Annotated in this window: 20 protein-coding genes and 1 pseudogene; 10 read left to right on the top strand and 11 right to left on the bottom strand. The window is 61.1% G+C overall.

Annotated elements, in window-relative coordinates:
- Positions 1 to 40: 40 nt before the first annotated feature.
- The 3 genes from LQ220_RS11885 (at position 41) to LQ220_RS11875 (ending at position 3,498) form a co-directional block, all read left to right on the top strand.
- Positions 41 to 808 (top strand): SDR family oxidoreductase, encoded by a 768-nt coding sequence (locus LQ220_RS11885; protein WP_230188506.1) that lies wholly within the window; start codon positions 41 to 43, stop codon positions 806 to 808.
- Positions 805 to 2,013: a cytochrome P450 gene (locus LQ220_RS11880; protein WP_230188505.1), complete on the top strand. Its 1,209-nt coding sequence runs from the start codon at positions 805 to 807 to the stop codon at positions 2,011 to 2,013. Before LQ220_RS11885 ends, LQ220_RS11880 begins: the two co-directional genes overlap by 4 nt.
- A gap of 69 nt (positions 2,014 to 2,082) precedes the next feature.
- Positions 2,083 to 3,498: an aromatic ring-hydroxylating dioxygenase subunit alpha gene (locus LQ220_RS11875; protein ID WP_230188504.1), complete on the top strand. Its 1,416-nt coding sequence runs from the start codon at positions 2,083 to 2,085 to the stop codon at positions 3,496 to 3,498.
- Between the two features lie 159 nt (positions 3,499 to 3,657).
- Here LQ220_RS11875 and LQ220_RS11870 read toward each other — a convergent pair whose 3' ends face one another.
- Positions 3,658 to 5,937 carry a TonB-dependent receptor gene (locus LQ220_RS11870; RefSeq protein WP_230188503.1) on the bottom strand — a complete coding sequence of 760 codons (2,280 nt, stop codon included), beginning with the start codon at positions 5,935 to 5,937 and terminating at the stop codon, positions 3,658 to 3,660.
- A gap of 131 nt (positions 5,938 to 6,068) precedes the next feature.
- Positions 6,069 to 7,469: a protein adenylyltransferase SelO family protein gene (locus tag LQ220_RS11865; RefSeq protein WP_230188502.1), complete on the bottom strand. Its 1,401-nt coding sequence runs from the start codon at positions 7,467 to 7,469 to the stop codon at positions 6,069 to 6,071.
- 37 nt (positions 7,470 to 7,506) lie between these two features.
- On the opposite strand from LQ220_RS11865, the gene LQ220_RS11860 reads away from it, so the two are divergent.
- The 4 genes from LQ220_RS11860 (at position 7,507) to LQ220_RS11845 (ending at position 11,216) form a co-directional block, all read left to right on the top strand.
- Positions 7,507 to 8,379, top strand: coding sequence for an alpha/beta hydrolase (locus tag LQ220_RS11860; protein ID WP_230188501.1), 873 nt, complete (start codon positions 7,507 to 7,509; stop codon positions 8,377 to 8,379).
- Positions 8,372 to 9,502 (top strand): glycosyltransferase, encoded by a 1,131-nt coding sequence (locus LQ220_RS11855; RefSeq protein ID WP_230188500.1) that lies wholly within the window; start codon positions 8,372 to 8,374, stop codon positions 9,500 to 9,502. The genes LQ220_RS11860 and LQ220_RS11855 overlap by 8 nt, the downstream gene beginning before the upstream one ends.
- A 110-nt stretch (positions 9,503 to 9,612) precedes the next feature.
- On the top strand, positions 9,613 to 11,016 hold the full coding sequence (locus LQ220_RS11850; protein WP_230188499.1) for a nitronate monooxygenase: 1,404 nt from the start codon (positions 9,613 to 9,615) through the stop codon (positions 11,014 to 11,016).
- Entirely contained in the window at positions 11,016 to 11,216 is a 201-nt protein-coding gene (locus tag LQ220_RS11845; protein ID WP_230188498.1) for a DUF2093 domain-containing protein, read from the top strand. Before LQ220_RS11850 ends, LQ220_RS11845 begins: the two co-directional genes overlap by 1 nt.
- Before the next feature lie 13 nt (positions 11,217 to 11,229).
- Here the strand turns inward: LQ220_RS11845 and LQ220_RS11840 are convergent, their stop codons facing one another.
- Positions 11,230 to 12,228: a D-glycerate dehydrogenase gene (locus LQ220_RS11840; protein ID WP_230188497.1), complete on the bottom strand. Its 999-nt coding sequence runs from the start codon at positions 12,226 to 12,228 to the stop codon at positions 11,230 to 11,232.
- Positions 12,229 to 12,445: 217 nt separating this feature from the next.
- Between LQ220_RS11840 and LQ220_RS11835 the strand changes: the two are divergent.
- Positions 12,446 to 12,838, top strand: a pseudogene (locus LQ220_RS11835) (SH3 domain-containing protein); the annotation flags it as partial.
- Positions 12,839 to 12,866: 28 nt separating this feature from the next.
- Positions 12,867 to 13,532: a peptidylprolyl isomerase gene (locus LQ220_RS11830; RefSeq protein WP_230188496.1), complete on the top strand. Its 666-nt coding sequence runs from the start codon at positions 12,867 to 12,869 to the stop codon at positions 13,530 to 13,532.
- 179 nt (positions 13,533 to 13,711) lie between these two features.
- On the opposite strand, the gene LQ220_RS11825 is transcribed toward LQ220_RS11830, so the two are convergent.
- Positions 13,712 to 15,331: an NAD(P)/FAD-dependent oxidoreductase gene (locus LQ220_RS11825; RefSeq protein ID WP_230188495.1), complete on the bottom strand. Its 1,620-nt coding sequence runs from the start codon at positions 15,329 to 15,331 to the stop codon at positions 13,712 to 13,714.
- 142 nt (positions 15,332 to 15,473) lie between these two features.
- Here LQ220_RS11825 and LQ220_RS11820 point away from each other — a divergent pair, with 142 nt between their 5' ends.
- Positions 15,474 to 16,967 (top strand): diguanylate cyclase, encoded by a 1,494-nt coding sequence (locus LQ220_RS11820; protein ID WP_230188494.1) that lies wholly within the window; start codon positions 15,474 to 15,476, stop codon positions 16,965 to 16,967.
- Positions 16,968 to 17,044: 77 nt separating this feature from the next.
- Here the strand turns inward: LQ220_RS11820 and rplL are convergent, their stop codons facing one another.
- The 7 genes from rplL to LQ220_RS11785 all read right to left on the bottom strand — a co-directional run bounded on the left by rplL (position 17,045) and on the right by LQ220_RS11785 (position 22,047).
- A complete protein-coding gene (gene rplL, locus LQ220_RS11815; protein WP_230188493.1) occupies positions 17,045 to 17,416 on the bottom strand; it encodes a 50S ribosomal protein L7/L12 in 372 nt (123 codons plus the stop codon).
- A 104-nt stretch (positions 17,417 to 17,520) separates the two neighbouring features.
- Positions 17,521 to 18,036, bottom strand: coding sequence for a 50S ribosomal protein L10 (gene rplJ, locus LQ220_RS11810; protein WP_230188492.1), 516 nt, complete (start codon positions 18,034 to 18,036; stop codon positions 17,521 to 17,523).
- A gap of 405 nt (positions 18,037 to 18,441) precedes the next feature.
- On the bottom strand, positions 18,442 to 19,314 hold the full coding sequence (locus LQ220_RS11805; protein ID WP_230188491.1) for a hypothetical protein: 873 nt from the start codon (positions 19,312 to 19,314) through the stop codon (positions 18,442 to 18,444).
- Positions 19,315 to 19,453: 139 nt separating this feature from the next.
- A complete protein-coding gene (locus LQ220_RS11800) occupies positions 19,454 to 19,861 on the bottom strand; it encodes a hypothetical protein (RefSeq protein WP_230188490.1) in 408 nt (135 codons plus the stop codon).
- A 335-nt stretch (positions 19,862 to 20,196) separates the two neighbouring features.
- Positions 20,197 to 20,502: a type II toxin-antitoxin system RelE/ParE family toxin gene (locus LQ220_RS11795; protein WP_230188489.1), complete on the bottom strand. Its 306-nt coding sequence runs from the start codon at positions 20,500 to 20,502 to the stop codon at positions 20,197 to 20,199.
- Positions 20,495 to 20,740, bottom strand: coding sequence for a type II toxin-antitoxin system ParD family antitoxin (locus LQ220_RS11790; protein WP_230188488.1), 246 nt, complete (start codon positions 20,738 to 20,740; stop codon positions 20,495 to 20,497). The genes LQ220_RS11795 and LQ220_RS11790 overlap by 8 nt, the downstream gene beginning before the upstream one ends.
- A 473-nt stretch (positions 20,741 to 21,213) precedes the next feature.
- Positions 21,214 to 22,047: an aspartyl/asparaginyl beta-hydroxylase domain-containing protein gene (locus LQ220_RS11785; RefSeq protein WP_230188487.1), complete on the bottom strand. Its 834-nt coding sequence runs from the start codon at positions 22,045 to 22,047 to the stop codon at positions 21,214 to 21,216.
- Positions 22,048 to 22,202: the final 155 nt, after the last annotated feature.

Genomic DNA, 22,202 nt, shown 5'->3' with positions numbered 1-22,202 from the left:
CTCTCACGATACCACAAATGACGGATGAGGGCTTGAGACCATGATGATCGACCTGCGCAGCAAAACGGCGCTGATTACCGGTGCGGCGTCGGCCAAGGGGCTTGGCTTCTCCGCTGCGCGCAAGATGGCGGAGCAGGGGGCAAAGCTGTTCCTGACCGATATCGACGGCGCGCGCGTGGCGGAGCGCGCAGCGGAACTGACTGCGCAGGGACATGAAGCCTATGCGATGGCGCATGACGTGACCGACGAAGCAGCGTGGGACGCCGTCATGGCAGCGGTCGTGGAAAAGCTTGGCGGGCTGGACATCCTCGTCAACAATGCGGGGATCGCCGTGCTCAAGATGATGAGCGTGATGACCAAAGGCGCCTGGGACCATCAGCTCAACGTCAATCTGAACAGCGTCTATCTGGGTTGCAAGGCGGGGCTGGATCAGATGCGCGCACAGGGGCGGGGGGGCTCCATTATCAATCTGTCGTCCATTGCTGGCGTCATCGGCGTACCGGGTTGCGCGGCTTATGCGGCCAGCAAGGGCGGCGTGCGCCTGATGACCAAGGCGATAGCGATGGAAGCAGCGCGGGAACAGATTCGCGTCAACTCCGTCCACCCCGGCTCGATTTGGACCGAGATGCAGGACGTGGCACTCGCGGATAACAAGGAGCAGTTCGACATCATCGAAGCCGCCATTCCGATGGGCCGTCTGGGCGATCCCGACGACATCGGCGCAATGATCGCTTTCCTGGCGTCCGACGATGCGAAATATATCACCGGCGCGGAGTTCATCGTCGATGGCGGCATGACCGCGCAATGAGCGTGGCGGTCGCGGCATCTCGTCCGGCGCATGTGCCGGACGACCGGGTCATCGATTTTGACGTAAACGCGCCGCTTGGCCCGGGGGGCGACTTTCATCAGGCATGGCACAAACTGGTTGCCGATACCCCGCACAAGCTGATGTGGACGGATCGCAATGGCGGCCACTGGATCGTCACCGATGGCCCGTTGCTGCACCAGTTGTTCGACAGGCCGGAGGTTTTGTCGAACCGCATCCTCTTCATCCCGCGCGACGTGTCGCAGCATCACAAGCTGGTGCCCACGACATTGGACCCGCCGGAACACACGCCCTATCGCACCTTGCTGAACCGGGCGCTGTCGCCCCGCACCGTCCGTATGATCCATGACAATATCGCGGCAGTCTCGGCGGAGTTGATCGACGGTTTCGTCGCACGCGGGACATGCGATTTCATTGCGGACTATAGCAGCCAGTTTCCCATCCGCATTTTCATGGCGCTGGTCGGTCTGCCGCAGACAGACGCGGCAATGCTCAAATATTGTTGCGATGCGATGGTCCGGGCAAATCCGGATCTTCCGTTCACCCACGCTTCGGATATGCTTGCCGCCTATCTTGCCCCCGTAGTGCGGCAGCGGCGGCAATCGCCCGGTGACGATCTGCTCTCGGTATTGCTGGTGGGGGAGATCGACGGTGCGACCATGACCGATACGCGCGCATTGCAACTGGCGATGCAGGTGTTGATTGCGGGACTCGATACCGTCGTCAACATGCTGGGCTTCGTCTGGTATTATCTCGCCACCCATCCCGAGGCGCAGGCGGCGCTGGCCGACGTGTCGAAACGCGCCGATATGGTGGAGGAAATCATCCGCCGCTTTCCCGGCGTCACCATTGCCCGGCTGGCCCTGTCGGATATCGAAGTGGACGATGTCGTCATCCGTGCGGACGATGTCGTCGCAATGCCCACCATGGTCCATGGCCTCGATCCCTCGGTGCATAGCTGCCCGATGGAGCTGGACTTCACGCGCCGCGCGCCTGCCCATTCCACCTTCGGCAACGGCCCGCATCGCTGCCCCGGCGCGCATCTGGCGCGGACGGAAATTCTGATTTCGCTGGACCAGTGGTTCGCCCGCATCCCGCGCTTCGCTTATGACGGCGATGCCCCGCCGGTCGTGCATGGCGGCATTGTCGGCACGCTGGAATCATTACCGCTGCGATGGGATGCCTGACGCAATCCATAGGTCGCGCTGGCGTCAGGACAGGCTAAGATAGCGCCAAATATTCAGGAGACAGGATTCATGGCTGAACGCGATTCCAAGATCAAAGGCACGCCATTACCGCGATGCCCCGGTCCGTCGGTGCGCGATCTGGCGCTGGCCGATACGAACCCGGTGCCCGAGTTTCTATACGAAGACGAATATGAAAATCTGGGGTCCGATCCGATCCCGACGTCGCGCTACACCGATCCGGCTTTCTTCGCGCTGGAGAACCAGCGTCTCTGGCCGCGCATCTGGCAGATGGCTGCCCGCGAGGAAGAACTGCCGGAAGCGGGCGATTATGTCGTGTATGAAAATGCCGGCAAGTCCTTCATCATCATGCGGCAGGAGGATGGATCGATCCGGTCCTTCGCCAATGTCTGCCTGCATCGCGGGCGCAAGCTGAAGACGGAAGATGGCTGGACGGCGGAGCTGCAATGTCCGTTCCACGGTTTCACCTGGAACAATGACGGATCGTTGAAGCAAATTCCCTGCCGCTGGGATTTCTCCCATCTCTCCGATGAGGAGATGCAGCTTCCCGAAATCTCGGTGGGGCGCTGGGGCGGCTATATCTTCCTGCGTGAAGCTGCCGAAGGGCCCACGCTCGAAGAGTTTCTCGCACCTATCCCCGAGCATTTCAAACGCTGGAAGCATGAGGAATGCGCGACGGCCATCTGGGTCGGTAAGGTCGTTCCCGCCAACTGGAAAGTGGTGATGGAGGCCTTCATGGAAAGCTGGCACACCGTCGTCACCCATCCGCAATTGCTGCCGTTCACCGGCGACGCCAATTCGATGTACAACACCTATGGCGACTATGTGAACCTGACGGTCACGCCCTTTGGCACCATGTCCCCGCATATCGACCCGGAAGGCAAGGAGCAGCAGTGGATCGTCGACGAGTTCGTCAAATATAACGGTCGCTCGTCGGATAACTATGACGAGAACATCGCGCAGGAAGAAGGCGGCTACAACGTCAAGGTGCCGGAAGGCAAAACCGCGCGCGAAGCACTGGGCGCAAGCCTGCGCGAGACGACGACCAAGATGTTCGGGCACGATGTCAGCTTCGCGTCGGACGCGGAGATGATGGACGCGCTCCTCTACAACGTGTTCCCCAATTTCAGCCCCTGGGCCGGTTTTCAGCCGAACATCGTCTATCGCTGGCGTCCGTGGAAGGATGTCGATCACTGCCTGATGGAAGTGCGCGTGCTGACGCGCGTTCCCCCGGGCCAGCCGCATCCCAAGGCACCGCCCATGAAGTTCCTGACCGACACGCAGAAATGGACCGAAGCGCCCGAGCTGGGCATCTTGGGCGACGTGTTCGAACAGGACATGGATAATTTGCCCTATGTGCAGCAGGGGCTCAAAGCCTCGATGAACGGCGAAGTGCAACTGGCCAATTATCAGGAAATCCAGATCCGCCAGTTCCAGAATACGCTGATGAAATATGTCGAAAGCTGATCGATCGTTTCGATCTGAACGACACTGAAAAAGGCCCGGTCGGCATAGTCGACCGGGCCTTTTCTTATGGGCGCTCGCTGCTGCACAGGAAACACCCCGGCACAAAAAAGCGGCCGGGGTTTCCCCCGACCGCCTTGTCGAAACGCTTGCGACTTGGGCTTAGAACTTCACGCCCAGGGTCGCGCCATAGGTGCGCGGCTCGCGTGCCGTACCGAAGGACCACAGGCCGCCAACGGTGAAGCCGTGCGTCGGTCCACGGTCGTCGGCTAGGTTGCGACCGAACAGCGTCAGCCGTGCTTCCGTCCCGGCCAGGTCGAACTTGGTCGACAGGCTGGCATCCACCAGACCCTGCCGGTCGGTCCGCACCCGCGGGTCGTTGCCCGTCACGGTGATCGGCCCGGTCGTCAGGTTGCCGCTCAGCCCGCCGATGGAAATCTGCTGATCGTAGCGACCGATATAGCGATAGCTGACGTTCGCGGTGACTTCGCCGAAGCTGGTCGGAACGGTGTAGTCAGCCGTCAGCGATGCGTTGGCCTTGGGATTGTAGATCAGGTCGTTGTCCGAATAATCATAAGGTACGACCAGCCCGGAGACCGGCGAGACGCCGCCGACGATGAAGCCCTTGAACTTGGAGTCGAGCAGGCCGAGCGAACCGGTGATGGTAACGCCGGTGGCCGGACGCGCCGTAAAGTCGAACTCGATACCCTTGATCGTCGCAGAGCCGACATTCGACGTGACCGTTTCATTGCCGGTCGCACAGCTTGGGCAACCCAGTGTGTTGTTCTGCTGCAGGCCGTCATATTTGGAATAGAAGGCCGCGACGTTGAACTGCAGCTTGCGGTCGAACAGGTCGAGCTTCGTGCCGACTTCGTAGGAATCCACGACTTCGGGCTGATACGCAATGCTGGCGCTGGCGGCGGTGCCTGCACGCGGCGAGAACCCGCCGGAGCGGTAACCGCGCGACCAGGACGCATAGAGCATCGTTTCTTCGTTCGGCCGGAAATCGACGCCGATCTTGGGCGTGAATTTCTTGAACGTGTCCGATCCGCGCCCGATTTCTACGCCGCCAAAGGCATTGCTGAGCGACTTTTTATCTTTCGTGTAGCGACCACCGAAGGACAAGCGCCACTGATCCGCAAACGCCCAGTTGAAATCGCCGAACAAGGCGACCGAGCGGGTTTTACCTTCGACTGTCTGCGGGTTGGTGTCGAAGATCAGCGGATCGACAGTTGGCGAGAAGCCGAACACGCGCGAATATTGCCCGAGGTCGTAGCTGGAGCGGAAATAATAGACGCCAGCGACATAATCGAACGTGTCGGTGAACTTGCCCGCTGCGCGCACTTCCTGGCTGAACTGCTTGTAGTCCTGCAGGCGGCGCACATAGTAGAGATCGACCGACGATCCGTCGAAATCCTGCGTCTGGTTTTCCTTGGACTCGCGATAGCCCGTGATCGAGGTCAGCGTAACGCCGCCCAGATCGTAATTCATTTCGAACGTCGCGGCGGGCGCTGAATAGCGGGTCAGGTTCGCCTGACCGAACACGGTGTACAGATCGTTGGTGCTGTTGCGATTGCACTCGTTAGCGGGGATGAAGCCGCAGAATACTTCGGATGAGTTGGTGAGGTTCGATACGACCGGGTCCGACCGCTGAATCTGCTTTTCAAGCGTCAGCAACGCATCGAAGTCGCCGCCAACGGGCTTGTACTGGAACGAAGCGCCGAAGTTCTCATTGTTGGAAAAGCCGCGACGGTCGCCATTTTGCGACTGCTTGTACCAGCCATCCGATTCATTGTGGAAATAGAATGCCTTGGCCGCGAACGATCCGTCGCTGCTGAGCGGCACGTTGACCACTGCGCGCGTCGCCAGCGTGTTGAAGCGACCGTAGGACACTTCCAGCTTCCCGCCGAACTCACCCGTGGGGCGCGTGCGGCGAATATTGATGACGCCACCGATGGTGTTGCGGCCGAACAGCGTTCCCTGCGGACCGCGCAGCACTTCGATCTGCTCGATATCGAAGAAGTCGAAAAACTGGCCCGTGCTGGTGCCGATGAACACGCCATCGACAACGACGCCCACGGTCGGCTCCTGCGACTTTTCGACGTCGGCATAGGTCAGCCCACGGATCGAAAGGTTCGCGGCGGCAGCGCCAGAACTCTGGTTGGTAATGAGCAGGTTCGGCGCAGCACCGGTCAAATCGCCGATGGTCATTGCCGCCTTGTTTTCCAGCATCGACGCATTGATGGCCGTGATCGCAACCGGCGTATCCTGCAGCGTTTCGTTACGACGACGCGCAGTCACTACGATCTCGCCGGGCATGGTCGCTTCGGCGGCTTGCGGTGCAGCGGTGTTTTCCTGCGCCATGGCAGGGTGCATCCACAGGGCTGTGCTTCCCAGCGCCAGTGCCACGGAACGGTGCAGATAGGATTTGGCCACGAACATTCTCCCCATTTGACAAGGGGCGGGCAATGTTTCGCTCTTATGCAAGTGCCCCCTGATGAGGTTCTAAATGGCGTAATCGGTCGCGATCCGACACTAAGACTTCCTACAGGTTTTGCGTATGATGTTGGGCATCACGCAATAGCGGGCGGCTCCCCATGCGCGTGGCCCATTGCGCGAATGGCGGCAATTTTTGCGTGCAGCGGTTCCCAATCGTCGCGTTCGGCAATCGCAGACCAGATCGCCTCGACTTCCTCGATATGCATGGAGCAAGGCGCATCGACATCCCAGTAAGGATGATCGCGCGACGCGGACGGCGCAAAGTCGCTAATTGCAGCGCGCAGGGCGTCCCATGTGTCGCCCGCATAGCGATCCGCATGGCGCAGGTCGCCCGCGCGCCAGTCATGGAAGAACATGTCGATGCCCGTCTGCGTCTCGATCATTGCCTTCACCGCCAGTTCGACGAAAGCCGCCGATGCTTCTTGCGTCGTGGGCGTAAGGCCCAGCCGCCACAGGAACCGCCGCACCAACGCTTGCGGGTATAGCTCCGCAAACCGCTCCAGCGCCTCGATCAGCGGCGGTGCTTCGGATATCAGCTGCAATGATATGGCCAGTTGCGCAACATCCCAATGGATCGCCTCGGCCTGCCGCGCAAAGGCATATAGCCCCTGATGGTCGAAATAGGCAGCGGTGAAACCCGGCGTCCAGTTCGGCGTAAAGCGCCATGGGCCGTAATCGAAACTCTCACCCGTCACGTTGATATTGTCGCTGTTCAGCACGCCGTGCACGAACCCCGCGACCATATAACTTGCGGCGAGATCGGCGATCCGCTCCACTGCGCGGCCCAGCAACTGGCTTGCCGGATGATCGCCCGGTTCCTCGCCATACAGATTGCGCAGGGCATAATCGACGAGCCGATGCATCAGCGGCTCGTTCCGCTCGAACGCGGCGCGCTGGAACGTGCCGATGCGCATGTGCGAATGACTCAGCCGCACCATCACGGCGGAGCGGGTAGGGGACGGCTCATCGCCGCGCTGCAGGCGCTCGCCGGTTTCGATCAGCGAAAAGGTTTTCGACGTGTTGACGCCCAGCGCCTCCAGCATCTCGGTCGCCAGTATCTCGCGCACCCCGCCTTTCAGCGTCAGCCGCCCGTCGCCTGCGCGGCTCCACGGCGTCGTCCCCGATCCCTTGGTGCCCAGATCGAGCAAGCGACCCTTCGCATCGTATATCTGCGCGAACAGGAAACCGCGCCCATCGCCCAGATCGGGATTGTAATGCTGAAACTGATGCCCGTGATAACGCATCGCCAAAGGCTGCGGCAAATTGTCCGGCAACGGCTGGAAACGCCCGAAATGGGCAATCCACTGCTCATCGGTGAGCGTTTCCAGCCCCACGCTGGCGGCCCAGCGGTCATTGCGGAACCGTAATATCGTTTCGGGGAAATCTGCCGCTTCGACGGGATCGGCAATGCCGTCCCCCAAAGTCAGGATTTGGCGAGTGGGCGAATATTTCGCGGGTTGCGGGAGGGAGCGCATCCGGCAATATGGGGTGCGCAGCGCGGAAGGATCAAGCTTGTCAGAATATCGCGACGCTTTTTGGTGGTCGAATGACGGCCTGCGGTTGCATTATCGGGACTATGCGGGCGGCGGGGACGACCGGCCGGTGCTCCTGTGCCTGCCCGGCCTGACACGCAACGCACGCGATTTCGAGCCGTTGGCGGACCGGCTTGGCGGTCAATGGCGGCTGATCTGTCCGGACCTGCGGGGCAGGGCGGAAAGCGCTTATGCCAAAGACCCCATGACTTATGTGCCGCTCACCTATCTGCAGGATCTGGAGCGATTGCTGGCCGATCTGGCCCTGACGCGCTTCGTCGTGGTCGGCACGTCGCTGGGCGGGATCATCGCGATGCTGATGGCGGCGACTCGGCCCGACCGGCTGGCGGGGGCAATACTGAACGATGTCGGCCCGTTGATCGAGGAAGCGGGGCTGGCGCGTATCCGTGGCTATGTCGGCAGCGGTAGCACGCATGCGACCTGGGTCCATGCCGCGCGTGCGCTTTCGGAGAACAATGCGGATGTCTATCCCGACTATACGCTGGAGGATTGGCTGGGCATGGCCAAGCGGCTGTATCGCCTGAACAGCAGCGGTCGTGTGGTGCTGGATTACGACATGCGGATCGCCGAGCCGCTGCGTGTGCCGGGCGGCGAGGCGGGTGTCGATCTGTGGCCGTCGATGGCGGGGTTCCGCAATGTCCCGACCCTCATTCTGCGCGGCGAGCGATCCGATCTGCTCAGTGCCGCCACAGCCGACCGCATGGTGCGCGAAATCGGCGCGACCGCTACGCTGACGACCGTTCCGCGCGTCGGTCACGCCCCGACACTGGCCGAGCCGCAGGCCGTCTCCGCCGTCGACGCCTTGCTGGAGCGCGTCCGCGCCAATGGCTGACCCGCCCCGCCTGCTGCATCTTCACAGCAGTTTCGATCTGGGGGGCAAGGAAGCACGGGCGGTCCAGTTGATGAACCACTGGGGACCGCGCGCAACGCATAGCGTGGTCAGCGGTGTGGCGGGGGCGATGGGCGCTGCGTCGGCAATTAACAAAGACATATCGGTTTCTTATCCTGACCCTCCGCCCTTGCAGGGACGGCCCGGCCTGTCCCGCTTCCGCGCTATCGCCCGGTCCATGCAGGGCCACGATCTGATCCTGACCTATAATTGGGGGGCCATGGATGCGGTTTTCGCGCATCGGCTTTTCGCGCGATCCATGCGCTTGCCGCCGCTCATCCACCATGAAGACGGCTTCAACGCCGACGAAGCCAATGGCCTCAAACCCGCGCGCAATCTGTATCGCCGCTTCGGCCTGTCGCGCGCATCGGCTTTGGTGGTCCCTTCGACCGTGCTGGAACGGATCGCGCTCGGCCCGTGGCATCAGCCGCGCGATAGGGTGCACCTGATCCCCAATGGCATCGACCTTGCCCGCTATGGCGCACCGCCACTTCCGGACGCACTCCCCGGTTTCGTGCGGACACCCGGCAAGCTGGTGGTCGGCACGCTGGCGGGCCTGCGCACCGTCAAGAATATCCCCCGCCTCGTCCGCGCCATCGCCCCGCACCGCGACCGCCTGCAACTGCTGATCGTGGGGGAGGGGCCGGAGCGCGACACCATCGCCCGCGAAGCTGCCGCGCACGGTCTCGACGATATCCACCTTGCGGGGTTTCAGGCGCAGCCATGGCGGTTCATGGGGCATTTCGATATCTTCGCCCTGTCATCGGACAGCGAACAATTCCCCATCTCGCTGGTCGAGGCGATGGCAGCGGGGCTACCAGTGGCCTCCACCGCTGTCGGCGATGTCGCCGCGATGCTATCGCCAGAAAACCTTCCATTCGTCGCATCCGATGAGGCGGGGTTATCAACTGCCCTTGATCGCCTCGCCAGCGATGCCGATCTACGGCAAAGCCTGGGTAACGCGAACCAGAGACGGGCGCGCACACGATATGGACAGGACGCCATGTTCGACGCTTATGCGCGTCTCTATGGTATGGCTCTGGCAAGGCCGGACGTTTTGCGCTAGGGCGCGCCAGATTTTCTGCCCCATGATGCCGAAATATTGGTACAGCATCCAATCTTTCCGGCTAGGGCATCCGTAGCGGTTATTCACTCGATGCTTTTTGGGAGCGTGAATTGTTCAAGGGATTAAAGCCCATCGTTTATGGCGGTCGCGAAGTGTGGCCGCTGGTCGAGGGCGGCAAGGGCGTCGCCGTTTCGAACCACAACAGCTCCGGCGCATGGGCCGCTGCGGGCGGGATCGGCACGGTTTCCGCCGTCAACGCCGACAGCTATGACGCCACCGGCAAGATCATTCCGCAAATCTATCACGCCAAGACACGCCGCGACCGCCACGAAGAACTGATCGCCTACGCCATCGACGGCGCTGTCGAACAGGTGAAGCGCGCGTATGAGATCGCGGGCGGCAAGGGTGCGATCAACATCAACGTCCTGTGGGAAATGGGCGGCGCGCAGCGTATCCTGCATGGCGTGCTGGAAAAGACGCGCGGCATGGTCGCGGGCGTCACCTGCGGCGCAGGGATGCCTTATAAGCTGAGCGAAATTGCGGCGTCCTATAATGTCAGCTATCTGCCGATCGTTTCCTCGGGCCGCGCTTTCCGCGCGCTGTGGAAGCGCGCCTACAGCAAGGCAGCGGATTTCCTCTCTGCCGTCGTCTATGAAGATCCCTGGCTCGCGGGCGGCCACAACGGCCTCTCCAATGCGGAAGACCCCCGCAAGCCTGAAGATCCCTATCCCCGCGTGAAGGCCTTGCGCGACACCATGCGCGAAGGCGGCATTTCGGACGATGTGCCCATCGTGATGGCTGGCGGCGTCTGGCATCTGCGCGACTGGAACGACTGGATCGAAAATCCGGAGCTGGGGACGATAGCGTTCCAGTTCGGCACGCGCCCGCTGCTGACGCAGGAAAGCCCGATCCCGCAGGATTGGAAAGACCAGCTTACGCAGTTGCAGGAGGGCGATATCCTGCTGCATCGCTTCTCGCCGACCGGCTTTTATTCCTCCGCCGTCCGCAACCCGTTCCTCCGCCATCTGGAAAACCGTTCCGAACGGCAGATCGCGTTCAGCATGGAGCAGGCAGGCGATCACACGCATCAGCTCGATGTGGGCGTGAAGGGCAAGAATTTCTGGGTTACCCGCAACGACCTGATGCGCGCGCGCGAATGGTTCGGCGCAGGCTTCACCAGTGCGCTCAAGACGCCCGACAACACACTTGTGTTCGTGACCGACGAAGACAAGGGCGTCATCCGCAAGGATCAGGCCGATTGCATGGGTTGCCTCTCGCAATGCGCTTTCTCAAGCTGGATGGACAGCGACACCAACTCCACCGGTCGCCTTGCCGATCCGCGCAGCTTCTGCATCCAGAAGACGTTGCAGGATATCGCCCATGGCGGTCCGGTCGATCAGAACCTGATGTTCGCAGGCCACGGTGCCTATCGCTTCGGCAAAGACCCGTTCTATTCCAACGGGTTCGTGCCGACCGTTAAGCAACTCGTCGACCGCATCCTGACGGGCGATTGATGGCGGATATTCCCGGTCTTGCGGTGATAGAATACGGAACGCCGCATTTCGACGTCGTCCGTCCCGGCCAGTTCGTGCTCTGCGCAATCAGCGGCGAGCGCATCCCGCTCGACCATCTGATGTACTGGAGCGCGGAGTTTCAGGAAGCCTATCGCGGCGCGCCCGAAGCAACGCAGGGGTTCCTGCGCAAGCGGGGCTGACAGAAGGGGGTGGTTAAACCCACCCCTCCAGCACCTGATCCGGGGGCCGATGCCCATCCACCCAGGTACGGATATTGGCAATCACCTTCGCACCCGTGGCATCGCGGCCTTCGATGGTGGCCGATCCCACATGCGGCAACAGCACGACATTCGATAGCGAAAGCAAGCGCTGATCCACCGCAGGCTCATGCGCATACACGTCCAGCCCCGCGCCCGCGATCTTGCCCGCCGCCAGTGCATCGACAAGCGCGCTTTCGTCGGTGATTTCCGCGCGTGAGGTGTTGATGAAATAGGCGGACGGTTCGATCAACCCGATCCGCCGCGCGTCGATCATCCCCCGGCTGTCGTCATTGAGCGGGCAGTTGACCGAAATAATGTCGCTGGTTTCCAGCAGCACGTCCAGATCGGGATGCCACAACGCGCCTGTCTCGCGCTCCACCGCTTCGGGCAGGCGATGGCGATTGTGATAGGAAATCGAAAGCCCGAAGGCAGCGGCACGGCGCGCCACGGCCTGACCGATCCGGCCCATGCCGATGATGCCCAGCCGCTTGCCGCCGATCCGGTGGCCCAGCATCCCCGATGGGCTCCATCCCGCCCAAGTGCCGGACCGCACCAGCTTTTCGCCTTCGGCGAGGCGGCGCGGCACGGACAGGATCAGCGCCATCGTCATGTCGGCGGTATCTTCGGTCAGCACGCCGGGCGTGTTGGTGACGATCACCCCCTTGGCCCGCGCAGCGCGCAAGTCGATATGATCGACCCCGCTGCCGAAACTGGCAATCAGTTGCAGCCTGTCCGATGCCCCGGCGAACAGTTCCGCGTCGATGTGATCGGTCACCGTCGGTACCAGCACGTCGCAAGCGTCGATGGCCTGCGCCAATTCGGCGCGCGTCATCGGCGTGTCGTCGGTGCGGAAGCGGGTGTCGAACAACTCGCCCATCCGGCTTTCGACAGACGCAGGCAAGCGCCGGGTTACGATGACGGTGGGTTTTGCCGGGCGAGGTCGTTTGGCCATGTCCTGCCGCTATGCCGGGGTGGTGTGGAGGTCAAGGGCTTATGGCGTTACAGGATGGTTGAACCGGATCGCCGCTGATGGCAAGCAGGCCATAAGACTAGAGAATGAGGCAGGGACACCGCATATGGTGCAATCGAAAATCATGCGGATATCCGCGATGTTGGCCGCTATCCCGGCGGCGCTGCTGCTGGCGACGCCAGCACAGGCCAATTCGGTCAAGCCCGTTCCCTATTGGGCCTCGATTTCGGAGCCGGAGGCACGGATGCGTGTCGGCCCGAACCTCGATTATCCCAGCAACTGGATCTATCGACGTCGCGACTTGCCTGTGAAGGTCGTGAAGGTGCTCGGCAACTGGCGCAAGATCGAGGACAGCAGCGGCGTACAAGGCTGGATGCACGTCCGCCTGCTCAGCGACACCGCCACCGCCATCGTGACCGGCAGCATCACCGAAATGCGGGAAAGGGCGGGGGATGACGGCAAGCTGCTGTACCGGGTCCAGCCGGGCGTGGTCGGCCGCGTGAAGGATTGCGGCTCCGGCTGGTGCGCGCTCGACGTGGGCGGCCGCAAGGGTTTCGTGCGCACGGCCAGCCTGTGGGGCGCTGTCGAATGATGCTGCGCTGATCCGGAACTTGCCCTCAATGCTCCTTATGGTGCGCGCCTTGTTGGCTTGTTTGGCTTTGTTCTGCGTTGGTGTGGCGGAGGCAAAGCCGGCAGGGGCGACACCCGGCATCATCCGCGTGCGGCTGGTCACCTCCAGTGGTGCCTTCGTCGTCGCGCTGGACGCACGGAAAGCGCCGCTCACCACGCGCAACTTCATGGCCTATGTCGACGATGGCCGCTTCGACGGCACCACCTTCTATCGGGCGGCACGACGGAAAAGCGCCCCGAAAATGGGGCTCATTCAGGGCGGCATAGATACCAACACCCGCCGCAGCCTGCCGCCCGTCAAGCATGAGCCAACGACGCAGACGGGCATCAAGCATACCGATGCCACCATCTCCATGGCGCGCGGCGGCAAGCCGGGATCGGCAATGGGCAATTTCTTCATCACCATAGGCCCGATCGTCAGCATGGACGCCAGCGGCGCGTATCCCGGCTATGCGGCTTTTGGGCATGTGGTGTCGGGCATGGACGTGGTGCGCAAAATCCTCGCGCTCCCCACCGGCGGCGGCACCGGCCCGATGCGCGGACAGATGATCCTCCGCCCGGTCCAGATCATCAAGGCGGAGCGGCTGGATGGCGTCGCCAAACCCACCGGCCAGCCCAAACCTTGGCTGCTCGGCGTGCCGAAGCGAAAGCCGTAGAGTCTTTTAGCGAAGTCGAGCTGTTCTACGAAGCGTGCAGCATAAAGAGCCGTCACCCTGAACTTGTTTCAGGGTCCATTTCTCCCCACGCACATCCGCCTGAAATGGCGGAATGGATGCTGAAACGAGTTCAGCATGACGTTAATTAAACGGCGGACGTCCGTTCCTAATGACTACCCCTAAGCCATCATACTCAACGCCAAGGCCTCGGCGACCTTGATCCCATCCACCGCCGCCGACAATATCCCGCCAGCATAGCCTGCACCTTCCCCCGCCGGATACAGACGCGCAGTGTTGAGGCTCTGAAAATCCTTGCCGCGCGTAATCCGGATCGGTGACGACGTGCGCGTTTCCACGCCGGTCATCATCGCGTCGGGATGCGCGTAATTGGGTATCTGCCGCCCGAACACCGGCAACGCTTCGCGCATCGCCTCCACCGCGAAATCGGGCAGACATTGCGCCAGATCGGTCAGGTGCACACCGGGCTTATAGGACGGAATGACGTCGCCCAATTCCGTCGATGGACGCCCCGCGAGGAAATCCCCCAGCTTCTGCCCCGGCGCCGCATAGGTCGATCCCCCCGCGACATAGGCCAGCGATTCAAAATGCCGCTGCAACGCGATTCCCGCCAGCGGTCCATCGGGATAATCGCGTGCCGGGTCGATCCCCACGACGATGCCGGAATTCGCATTGAACTCCTGCCGCGAATATTGGCTCATGCCATTGGTCGCGACGCGGCCTTCTTCCGAAGTCGCGGCGACCACGCGCCCGCCCGGACACATGCAAAAGCTGTAGACCGTTCGCCCGTTCGCGCAGTGATGCGACAGGCTGTACGCCGCCGCACCAAGATCGGGATGCCCCGCGCATGACCCGAACCGCGCCTTGTCGATCCACGATTGCGGATGCTCGATCCGCACACCGATCGAAAAGGGCTTCGGTTCGATGAACACGCCGCGCTCATGCAGCATCTCGAACGTGTCACGTGCGCTGTGCCCGATGGCCAGCACGACATGGTCCGCCTCCAGATAGTCGCCGGTGTGAAGGTGCACCCCACGGATCGCCCGCGTCCCATCGGCGCGCGTCTCGACGTCGATGTCGTCCACCCGCTGCCCGAACCGATATTCGCCGCCCAGTCCCTCGATGGTCTCGCGGATGCTCTCCACCATCGTCACCAGCCGGAACGTGCCGATATGCGGATGCGCTTCGGTCAGGATCTCCGGCGGCGCGCCTGCCTTCACGAACTCGGTCAGCACCTTGCGGCCCAGAAAGCGCGGGTCTTTTATCTGGCTGTAGAGCTTGCCGTCCGAAAACGTGCCAGCCCCGCCTTCGCCGAACTGCACATTGGATTCGGGGTTCAGCACGCTGCGCCGCCACAGCCCCCAGGTATCCTTGGTCCGCTCCCGCACCACCTTGCCGCGATCCAGAATGATCGGGCGGAAACCCATCTGCGCCAGAATTAGCCCCGCGAACAGGCCGCATGGCCCGGTGCCGATCACCACGGGGCGCAGGCGACCCGCCATCGCCGGTGCCGTCGCCACAAAGCGATACGCCGTATCGGGCGTCGGCCGCACATGCACGTCGCCGGCAAAGCGCGCCTGCACCTCGGCTTCGTCGGCCAGCGTCACGTCCACCGAATAGACCATCAGAATCGCCGACTTGCGCCGCGCATCATTGGCCCGCCGCGCAATGTGAAAGTCGATCAGCGCGTCGGACGGAATCGCCAGCCGCGCCAGCACAGCCTCGCGCAAAGCCTCGACAGGGTGATCCAGCGGCAGTTTTATTTCGGAAATACGCAACATGCGCCTGCCTTTAGCGGGGAAGCCCCTGACGCGCCAGCGGCGGCACGGGCGCAGGCTATACACGTCCGGTCCGGCGCTCGCTTCGTCGTATTTGCGAACAGTAATAGCAGCTTTCTTAACCTTGAATCGCTAACCCCTCTTCATGAGCAGTCGGCATATTACTTCCCACGATAGTCACGAACTTTATCGCCTTCAGGTGCTGGCCGATGCGCAGCTTCTGGATACCCCGGCCGAACCGGCCTTCGACGCGATTGCATCGCTGGCGCGGCGGGTTGCACATGCCCCGATTGCGCTGATCGCTCTGGTCGATGCGGAACGGCAATGGTTCAAGGCGCGGTGCGGACTCGATGCGGAGCAGACCTCGCGCGACATCGCTTTTTGCGACCACACTATCGGGCAATCCGAGATTTTCATGGTGGAGGATGCGCGAGACGATTCGCGCTTTGCGTCCAATCCGCTGGTCACCGGCGATCCCGGCATAGTTTTCTACGCCGGCATTCCCCTGATGGTCCATGGCAAGGATGGCGGCACTGCCGCGGCAATCGGAACGCTGTGCGTCATCGATTACGCCCCCCGCATCCTGTCGCCCGACGAAATTCAGGGGCTGCGCGAACTCGCCGATGTCGCCGTAACCTTGATCGAGAGTCGACGGCTGGCTCTGCGCGCGGTCGATCATGCGCAGGAACAGCATCACGCGGCGCATGAGCTGGCGTATGAACGCCGCAAATTCCAGCAAGCGGAACGGATGGCGACGCTCGGCTATTTTCGTCTCGATATGCTGGACCAGCATTTATTCTGGTCGGATCAGGTTTTCGCCATTCACGGCCTTCCGGTCAGCGATGCGCCGCCGCTGAACACGGCAATGGAATTTTACCCGCCCCGTGCCCGCGCCGAAATTGCAGCCGCGATTGCCAATACGATTGAAACGGGCGCGCCATATGACATCGAAACCGATTTCCTGACCGCGCAGGGCGATTTGCGTCGCGTGCGCAGTCTTGGCGAGCTGGAAATGCTGGACGGCGTTCCCGTGGCGCTGTTCGGCGTGTTTCAGGACGTGACGCAGCGTTACCGCATAGAGCAGATGCTGCGCGCGTCGGCCCATAGCGATACGTTGACCGGTCTGGCCAATCGCGCCGCGTTCGAGGCGGAGATGGAAAACCGCATGACGCAGGCCAATGACACGGGCGAGACTCTCGCCATCCTGCTGATCGACCTCGACGGGTTCAAGGCCGTCAACGATGCGCAGGGGCATGTCGCGGGCGACGAACTGCTGCAGACCGTGGGGATGCGGCTGCGCGGGGAGGCGTATGCCGATTGCTTCGTGGCGCGGCTGGGGGGCGACGAATTCGTCCTCATTCCCAGGGGCATGCTCGATCGCGCGGCCATAGAAGCGCTGGCCCGCAACATTCTGGACGATCTGCGCCGCCCGGTCATCACCGCCGATTGCAACGCGACGATTTCCGGCACCATCGGCATTGCCCGGATGCAGCCGGGGGATATCCGCCGCGATCTGATGCGTCGCGCCGATCAGGCGCTGTACGCCGCCAAGCATAGCGAGCGGGGGACCGGGCGCTTCTACGAAAACGACCGCGTGATCCGCGCCATCGGGCCGCTCGACATCCGCAAGGCAGGCTGACAGCAAAAAGGGCGGCCCCCATGGGACCGCCCTTTCTATGTGCGAGCGTCTGTAGAAAGACGCGCGACGAAACTGAATTACTTCAGTTCTACGGTCGCACCGGCTTCTTCGAGCTGCTTCTTGACCTTCTCGGCCTCGTCCTTGCTCACGCCTTCCTTGATCGCCTTGGGAGCGGATTCGACCAGCGTCTTGGCTTCGGTCAGACCCAGGCCGGTGATGGCGCGGACTTCCTTGATGACGTTGATCTTCTTGCCGCCGTCGCCGGTCAGGATGACGTCGAATTCGGTCTGCTCTTCAGCAGCAGGCGCAGCAGCAGCGGCAGGGCCGGCAACAGCGACAGCAGCGGCAGCCGAAACGCCCCACTTTTCTTCCAGAGCCTTCGACAGGTCGGCGGCTTCGAGGACGGTCAGGGCCGAGAGCTGCTCGACGAGTGCATTGATGTCTGCCATGTTATTCACATTACCTTTCTGGGCGGAGGCTTGAGGCCCCCTTAACTTAGAGTTTTACAAACGATGTAACGGGCCCGAACGAACGGGCGAAAGCGGCGTAAAAGTTACGCGGCTTCCTTTTCCGCATAGGCGTTGAAGACGCGCGCCAGCTGCGAAGCCGGTGTCTGGATGACGGTAGCGAGCTTGGTTGCCGGAGCTTGAACAAGTCCGATAATCTTCGCGCGCAGTTCGTCCAGAGACGGCATCGATGCGAGGGCTTTGACCCCGTTCGCATCGAGCAGCATGCTGCCCATCGCACCGCCAACGATTTCAAGTTTATCGTTGGTCTTGGCGAATTCGATTGCCACCTTGGCGGCGGCAACCGGATCATGGCTCGTGGCCAGCGCAATCGGACCGGTCAGCAGGTCGCTGAGCTGTTCATATTGCGTGTCCTTGAGCGCGATCTTGGCGAGGCGGTTCTTCGTAACCTTGAAGGAGCCACCGGCATCGCGCATTTTCTGCCGCAGATCCGTCGACTGAGCGACGGTCATACCGAGGTTGCGTGTAACCACGACAACGCCGATTTCGGCAAAAGTAGCGTTCAGCGTGGTGACGACTTCGGATTTTTGATTACGATCCATGCCATTCTCCACTTCTTATCTTTCGGACAATCCGAAAGACGGCAAAACCCGCATGTCAGCGCAAGCGCCGACGCACGGGGCATTTAGTCCGAAGGGGAGAGGTCGCCGGCCCGTATCGTTCGTAAAAGGAACAGGGCAGACCCGGCACGCGCAAAACGCATCCGGCAAAGAACTTTTCCCCGTCTAGGCTGGACATTAAGAGAGGCATATTCCCCTCACCAACTGTCTCGGACGGACGCATCCCGAAGGACGCGGTAGCGGGCCGTTAGCGGATTAGGGGGGAGATGTCACGGGGTTTTTCTGGGTGGGGGTGGTAGTGCGTCGCTGTGCCAAATATATTTTTGGTTGGCACCGAGTAGTTCATCGCCGAGAGAAGAGTGAATAGTTCTCCTAACGGTGGCAATATCAAGTTGTCGTGTATATCGCAATAGGATCGATGACGAGTTCAGTGGATAACGGCCCAAGGAAAACCTGCTCTACTGTTCTCATATGTAGGGACAATGTGCGCATCGCCATCTTCACGCCTTCCGCGTCTTTCACGTCGGGAAGTTGATCGTCGGACTCCGTGACGCCGCCCCGTTGCGTCACTGTGCCCAGCATCGAAAATTTCTGCTGAGTAACGCGTGAGAACTTGTACAGGATCATCTCAGCGGTCTCTCGAAGGAACTCGCGCTTTAACGGGGCGGTGAAAAGATGGTCGTGAGTGACGAGGCTCGCCTCCAGAACGTCGCTCAGTCCGAAGGAGATGAGCGAACGCATCGACTTCACGAATTTTGCGTCCAGTTGTAGTCCCTTACTGGTCGCAATTTTCTTAATTTCGTTGTCGTTGATCTGCTTACCGCCGCCAGTTAGTCCTTCCCCGGACATCAGGCTTGTGCGTGCAAGAGCCTCTCCAATCTCGTTGAACTTTTCCAAGAGATTGTTGGTAGCACGAACGTCGTTGATGCGCAGGTTGTTGGTTATCTTAAAGAACGCCTTTTGCGAATCGGTCGAGAAGTCGGCTGCCAAGGAATCCTCAATTAAGTCTAATTCCCCCAATCTCCCTTCAAAAATAGAATAGGCATGATCCTCGAGGAACCGCATTTCAGAGGAAGACTTCTCCTTCGCAAAGATGTCTCCGAGCAGGCGGCCGCTGGCGACCGGCCCCTTCTGTTGTTCGGTTTCTTCCGTGCGCTCCTTCTCGCTATGCACCACGTAATTGGCCACGCCCTCGAATAACTGAGAGGAGGCGGACCGTAGCTTTTGCGAATCGAGGTAAAGAAAACTGCGGATTATCAACGCTTACGCCTCCTATATTCGCTATAATACCGGCTGCGCGTGGCTACGGAAATCCATGTGCCAGCGAGTGCGCCTAAAATCGATACAGCGGTCACGATGGAAGGCAGCCAGTCAGCTAGAAAGGTGACCGCCGAGTTCGTCATGCCGCCGACTCCGTCAGCTTCTTCGGAACCGAGAAGGCGACGACCGATAGCCCCAGAATGAACGATCCCACGCTCAACCAGATCGTGGCGCGTAGCAGAGCCTCATGATTCATGTCGCCGTCCGACGCTATCGTTGTGAACAGCAGTAGCGCGTACAAAACTATGAACACAACTGCCAGTCCGATCAGTACCGTTTTCCAAGTGTCCGAAATACTCGAACGGCTGATCTCGCCAATGTTCGCACTGTGAATCACGAGCCCAAAAGCAACCAAATCGGAGATAGCAATCGGTTCGACACCAGAATTAAAGAGCGTCCATACGAATGCGCGGGCGATAACGGGCAGTAACCCAAAAAGGCAGGTGGTGATGATCCAGCCAGCTAAGCGCTCCGTCATTTCATTCATCAATTTTTCTGTACGCCGTTTCTCACAGTGGTTGTGTCACTTGCCGGTCGGAAAGACAATGGCGACATTAGAACCGAATTCACCGCCGCGCGGTGATCATCTTCCTAACGACATGAATCGTTGATTATCACACACAAGCCATAGGGGCATGCTTAAGCGTCTTTGGTAACCCCTAAGTTGGCCACGCGCATGTCCGACGACAGTGTCTGGCGTACACTGTTCGCCGCCGTTCCCCCACGAAACCCCTGTCCTACGCCCCCCCCCAATCCGCTACCACTCCGCCATAAACCCCGGACCGGCGCACTGCACGACTGCCATGCCGCATATCCCCGTCTCTACATCCGCCGACCGGCATCCATGCGCTGATGCAAAATACGCACGACTGCGATACCATAGTCCGTCATTTGATAATAAATGACATGATGCTCGGTGCCACGCCGCCGATATCCGGGCCGGATATGCGCGCAACTCTGTCCTTGCTGCGGTGCCTCCGCCAGCTTGGCGCACATCGCTTGCAATGCCAGTGTGTAGCGGTTGGCCTGTTCCTTGCCCCACTCTTTGCTGGTGTAGCGCCAGATTTCGGTCAGATCACGCTCAGCGGCGGGACTGAAGCGATATTCAGGCACGCTATCCTCAGGCACTGGCTGCGTTCATCCGCTGTAGGAAGGCATCGAAATCGAACGGCTGCGGCGCACCGCTTTGTTCGCCTTCGATCAACGCCTGTCGGATCGTGTCGATCTCGAAGCTGCGTTCCTGTTCGCGCCGGATAAGGTCGCGGATCGCTTCGCTGTCATTGGTATATTGCCCCGCGTCGATCTGCGCCGCGATCCACGCATCCTGCTGCTCGGTAAGGGTAATCGTCTTACGCACCGTTCCCATGAGCCAACGCCTCCATAATCATACTATTGGTGCGATTTAGCTGTTTTCTGTGTTCGCAGCAAGATTTAAGCGAGGAACAGACCTAAATCCCCTGTCCTACACACCCCGCAATCCGCTACCACCCCGCCATAAACCCCGGACCGGCGCATTGCACGCACGTCCATGCCGCATATCCCTTCGTCCCCATGTCCGGGGCGAGCAGTCAGGCGGCATCTGACGGCATTACTGCACAGGCGACATGTAGGCCGCGGGCATAGACTGGGGTTGCGGCACCTCTTCCAAACGCCGCACGCGCCTTTCGGGTGGGAGCATTGGCTGGCCCGAACCTTTGTTTGTCTACACCCGCGCGCCAATCCACACTGCCTGTCGTCCGCTTCCAACAGGGTCAGGGAGGGCGAGTGGGTGGTGACGTAGTGAGGCTTTTGAGGCTTTCCGCGATATTCCGGCGACAAAACAGCCTGCGGCGATGGCCTCTAGCCGATCTTCTCCGCCGACCATTGGGCGATCCCCTTGCGGGCATCCTGCACGAAGCGGGAGCGGCGGACGCCTTCGAGGAACAGCCCGCCGACGATCTTGCCGACGATGCCCACCGGGCGCTTGAACTGGATCAGCAGGACGATGCGCGTCTCGTCGGTCTCGTTCAGCACTTCATGGTCATAACAATCGTCGAAGATCAACGCCTTGCCTTCGGTCCACTGCAGCCAGTCGTCGACCACGCGCATCCGGCACTGCGCGCTCTCACGCGGCACCTGTATGCCCAGATGGCAGGTCAGGAACGCCTTGGTCACGCCGGTATGCGGGGGGATGTGCGTGCCGGGGACGAGCACGGAGAAGAAGGCGGAGTTGAGGCCGGGCACGATCTTCTCGATCAGCGCAATGGTCTTGGGGCACTTGGCGCAATTGGCGTCGTCGCGATAGCGATAGCCGATGAGGAAGAACGACCGCCACCGCCCCGCCGGCGCAATCCGGCGATGGTCAGGGGAGATGGTCGCAAGCGGCGGCACTTTCTCCAGGTCCTGCAACGCCGCAGCGGCCTCCGCCCGGATCGTCTCCCAGTGCGATTCCAGTTCCTTGACCCACGGGAATGCCGCGGTGTCATAGACCGGCGGATCGCCCAGCGTCGCGGAATTGGCGATCCAGCGGTTGGTCTTGGGCTGCATCCACTTGCCGAACCGCATGATCAGCGGCTTCTTGGGCACCAGCTTGGAACTGGGCTTCAGCGTCGCGTCCATCGCATCGGGGATGACCAGCACGTCGGCGGCGGTATCGGCAGGGGCAGAGCTGTTCGGGTCGGTCATAGGGTCCATCGGTTAATCCGCAGGTTGCCCCCGATAGGGCCTGTGCGGCAATATCGCCAGATCAATAACGACCAAAATGCAGGCACTTGTCGCGAACCCAGCGAAACGGGGCAGGGCGTCTTTCCGGCCCCGCGCCCGAGCTGTAATAAAGTGTAACCATGCTA

Origin of the sequence: Sphingobium sp. CECT 9361 (assembly GCF_918741285.1) — a bacterium.
GTDB lineage: Bacteria > Pseudomonadota > Alphaproteobacteria > Sphingomonadales > Sphingomonadaceae > Sphingobium.
The sequence above is the reverse complement of the archived record's forward strand: the minus strand, read 5'-3'. Positions and strand labels throughout refer to the sequence as shown.

Excerpts from the sequence above, each read along its gene's own strand:
- LQ220_RS11885 (WP_230188506.1), top strand. The coding sequence starts at position 41 with ATGATGATCGACCTGCGCAGCAAAACGGCGCTGATTACCGGTGCGGCG.
- LQ220_RS11880 (WP_230188505.1), top strand. The coding sequence starts at position 805 with ATGAGCGTGGCGGTCGCGGCATCTCGTCCGGCGCATGTGCCGGACGAC.
- LQ220_RS11875 (WP_230188504.1), top strand. The coding sequence starts at position 2,083 with ATGGCTGAACGCGATTCCAAGATCAAAGGCACGCCATTACCGCGATGC.
- LQ220_RS11870 (WP_230188503.1), bottom strand. The coding sequence starts at position 5,937 with ATGTTCGTGGCCAAATCCTATCTGCACCGTTCCGTGGCACTGGCGCTG.
- LQ220_RS11865 (WP_230188502.1), bottom strand. The coding sequence starts at position 7,469 with ATGCGCTCCCTCCCGCAACCCGCGAAATATTCGCCCACTCGCCAAATC.
- LQ220_RS11855 (WP_230188500.1), top strand. The coding sequence starts at position 8,372 with ATGGCTGACCCGCCCCGCCTGCTGCATCTTCACAGCAGTTTCGATCTG.
- LQ220_RS11845 (WP_230188498.1), top strand. The coding sequence starts at position 11,016 with ATGGCGGATATTCCCGGTCTTGCGGTGATAGAATACGGAACGCCGCAT.
- LQ220_RS11840 (WP_230188497.1), bottom strand. The coding sequence starts at position 12,228 with ATGGCCAAACGACCTCGCCCGGCAAAACCCACCGTCATCGTAACCCGG.
- LQ220_RS11830 (WP_230188496.1), top strand. The coding sequence starts at position 12,867 with ATGCTCCTTATGGTGCGCGCCTTGTTGGCTTGTTTGGCTTTGTTCTGC.
- LQ220_RS11825 (WP_230188495.1), bottom strand. The coding sequence starts at position 15,331 with ATGTTGCGTATTTCCGAAATAAAACTGCCGCTGGATCACCCTGTCGAG.
- LQ220_RS11820 (WP_230188494.1), top strand. The coding sequence starts at position 15,474 with ATGAGCAGTCGGCATATTACTTCCCACGATAGTCACGAACTTTATCGC.
- rplL (WP_230188493.1), bottom strand. The coding sequence starts at position 17,416 with ATGGCAGACATCAATGCACTCGTCGAGCAGCTCTCGGCCCTGACCGTC.
- rplJ (WP_230188492.1), bottom strand. The coding sequence starts at position 18,036 with ATGGATCGTAATCAAAAATCCGAAGTCGTCACCACGCTGAACGCTACT.
- LQ220_RS11800 (WP_230188490.1), bottom strand. The coding sequence starts at position 19,861 with ATGAATGAAATGACGGAGCGCTTAGCTGGCTGGATCATCACCACCTGC.
- LQ220_RS11790 (WP_230188488.1), bottom strand. The coding sequence starts at position 20,740 with ATGGGAACGGTGCGTAAGACGATTACCCTTACCGAGCAGCAGGATGCG.
- LQ220_RS11785 (WP_230188487.1), bottom strand. The coding sequence starts at position 22,047 with ATGGACCCTATGACCGACCCGAACAGCTCTGCCCCTGCCGATACCGCC.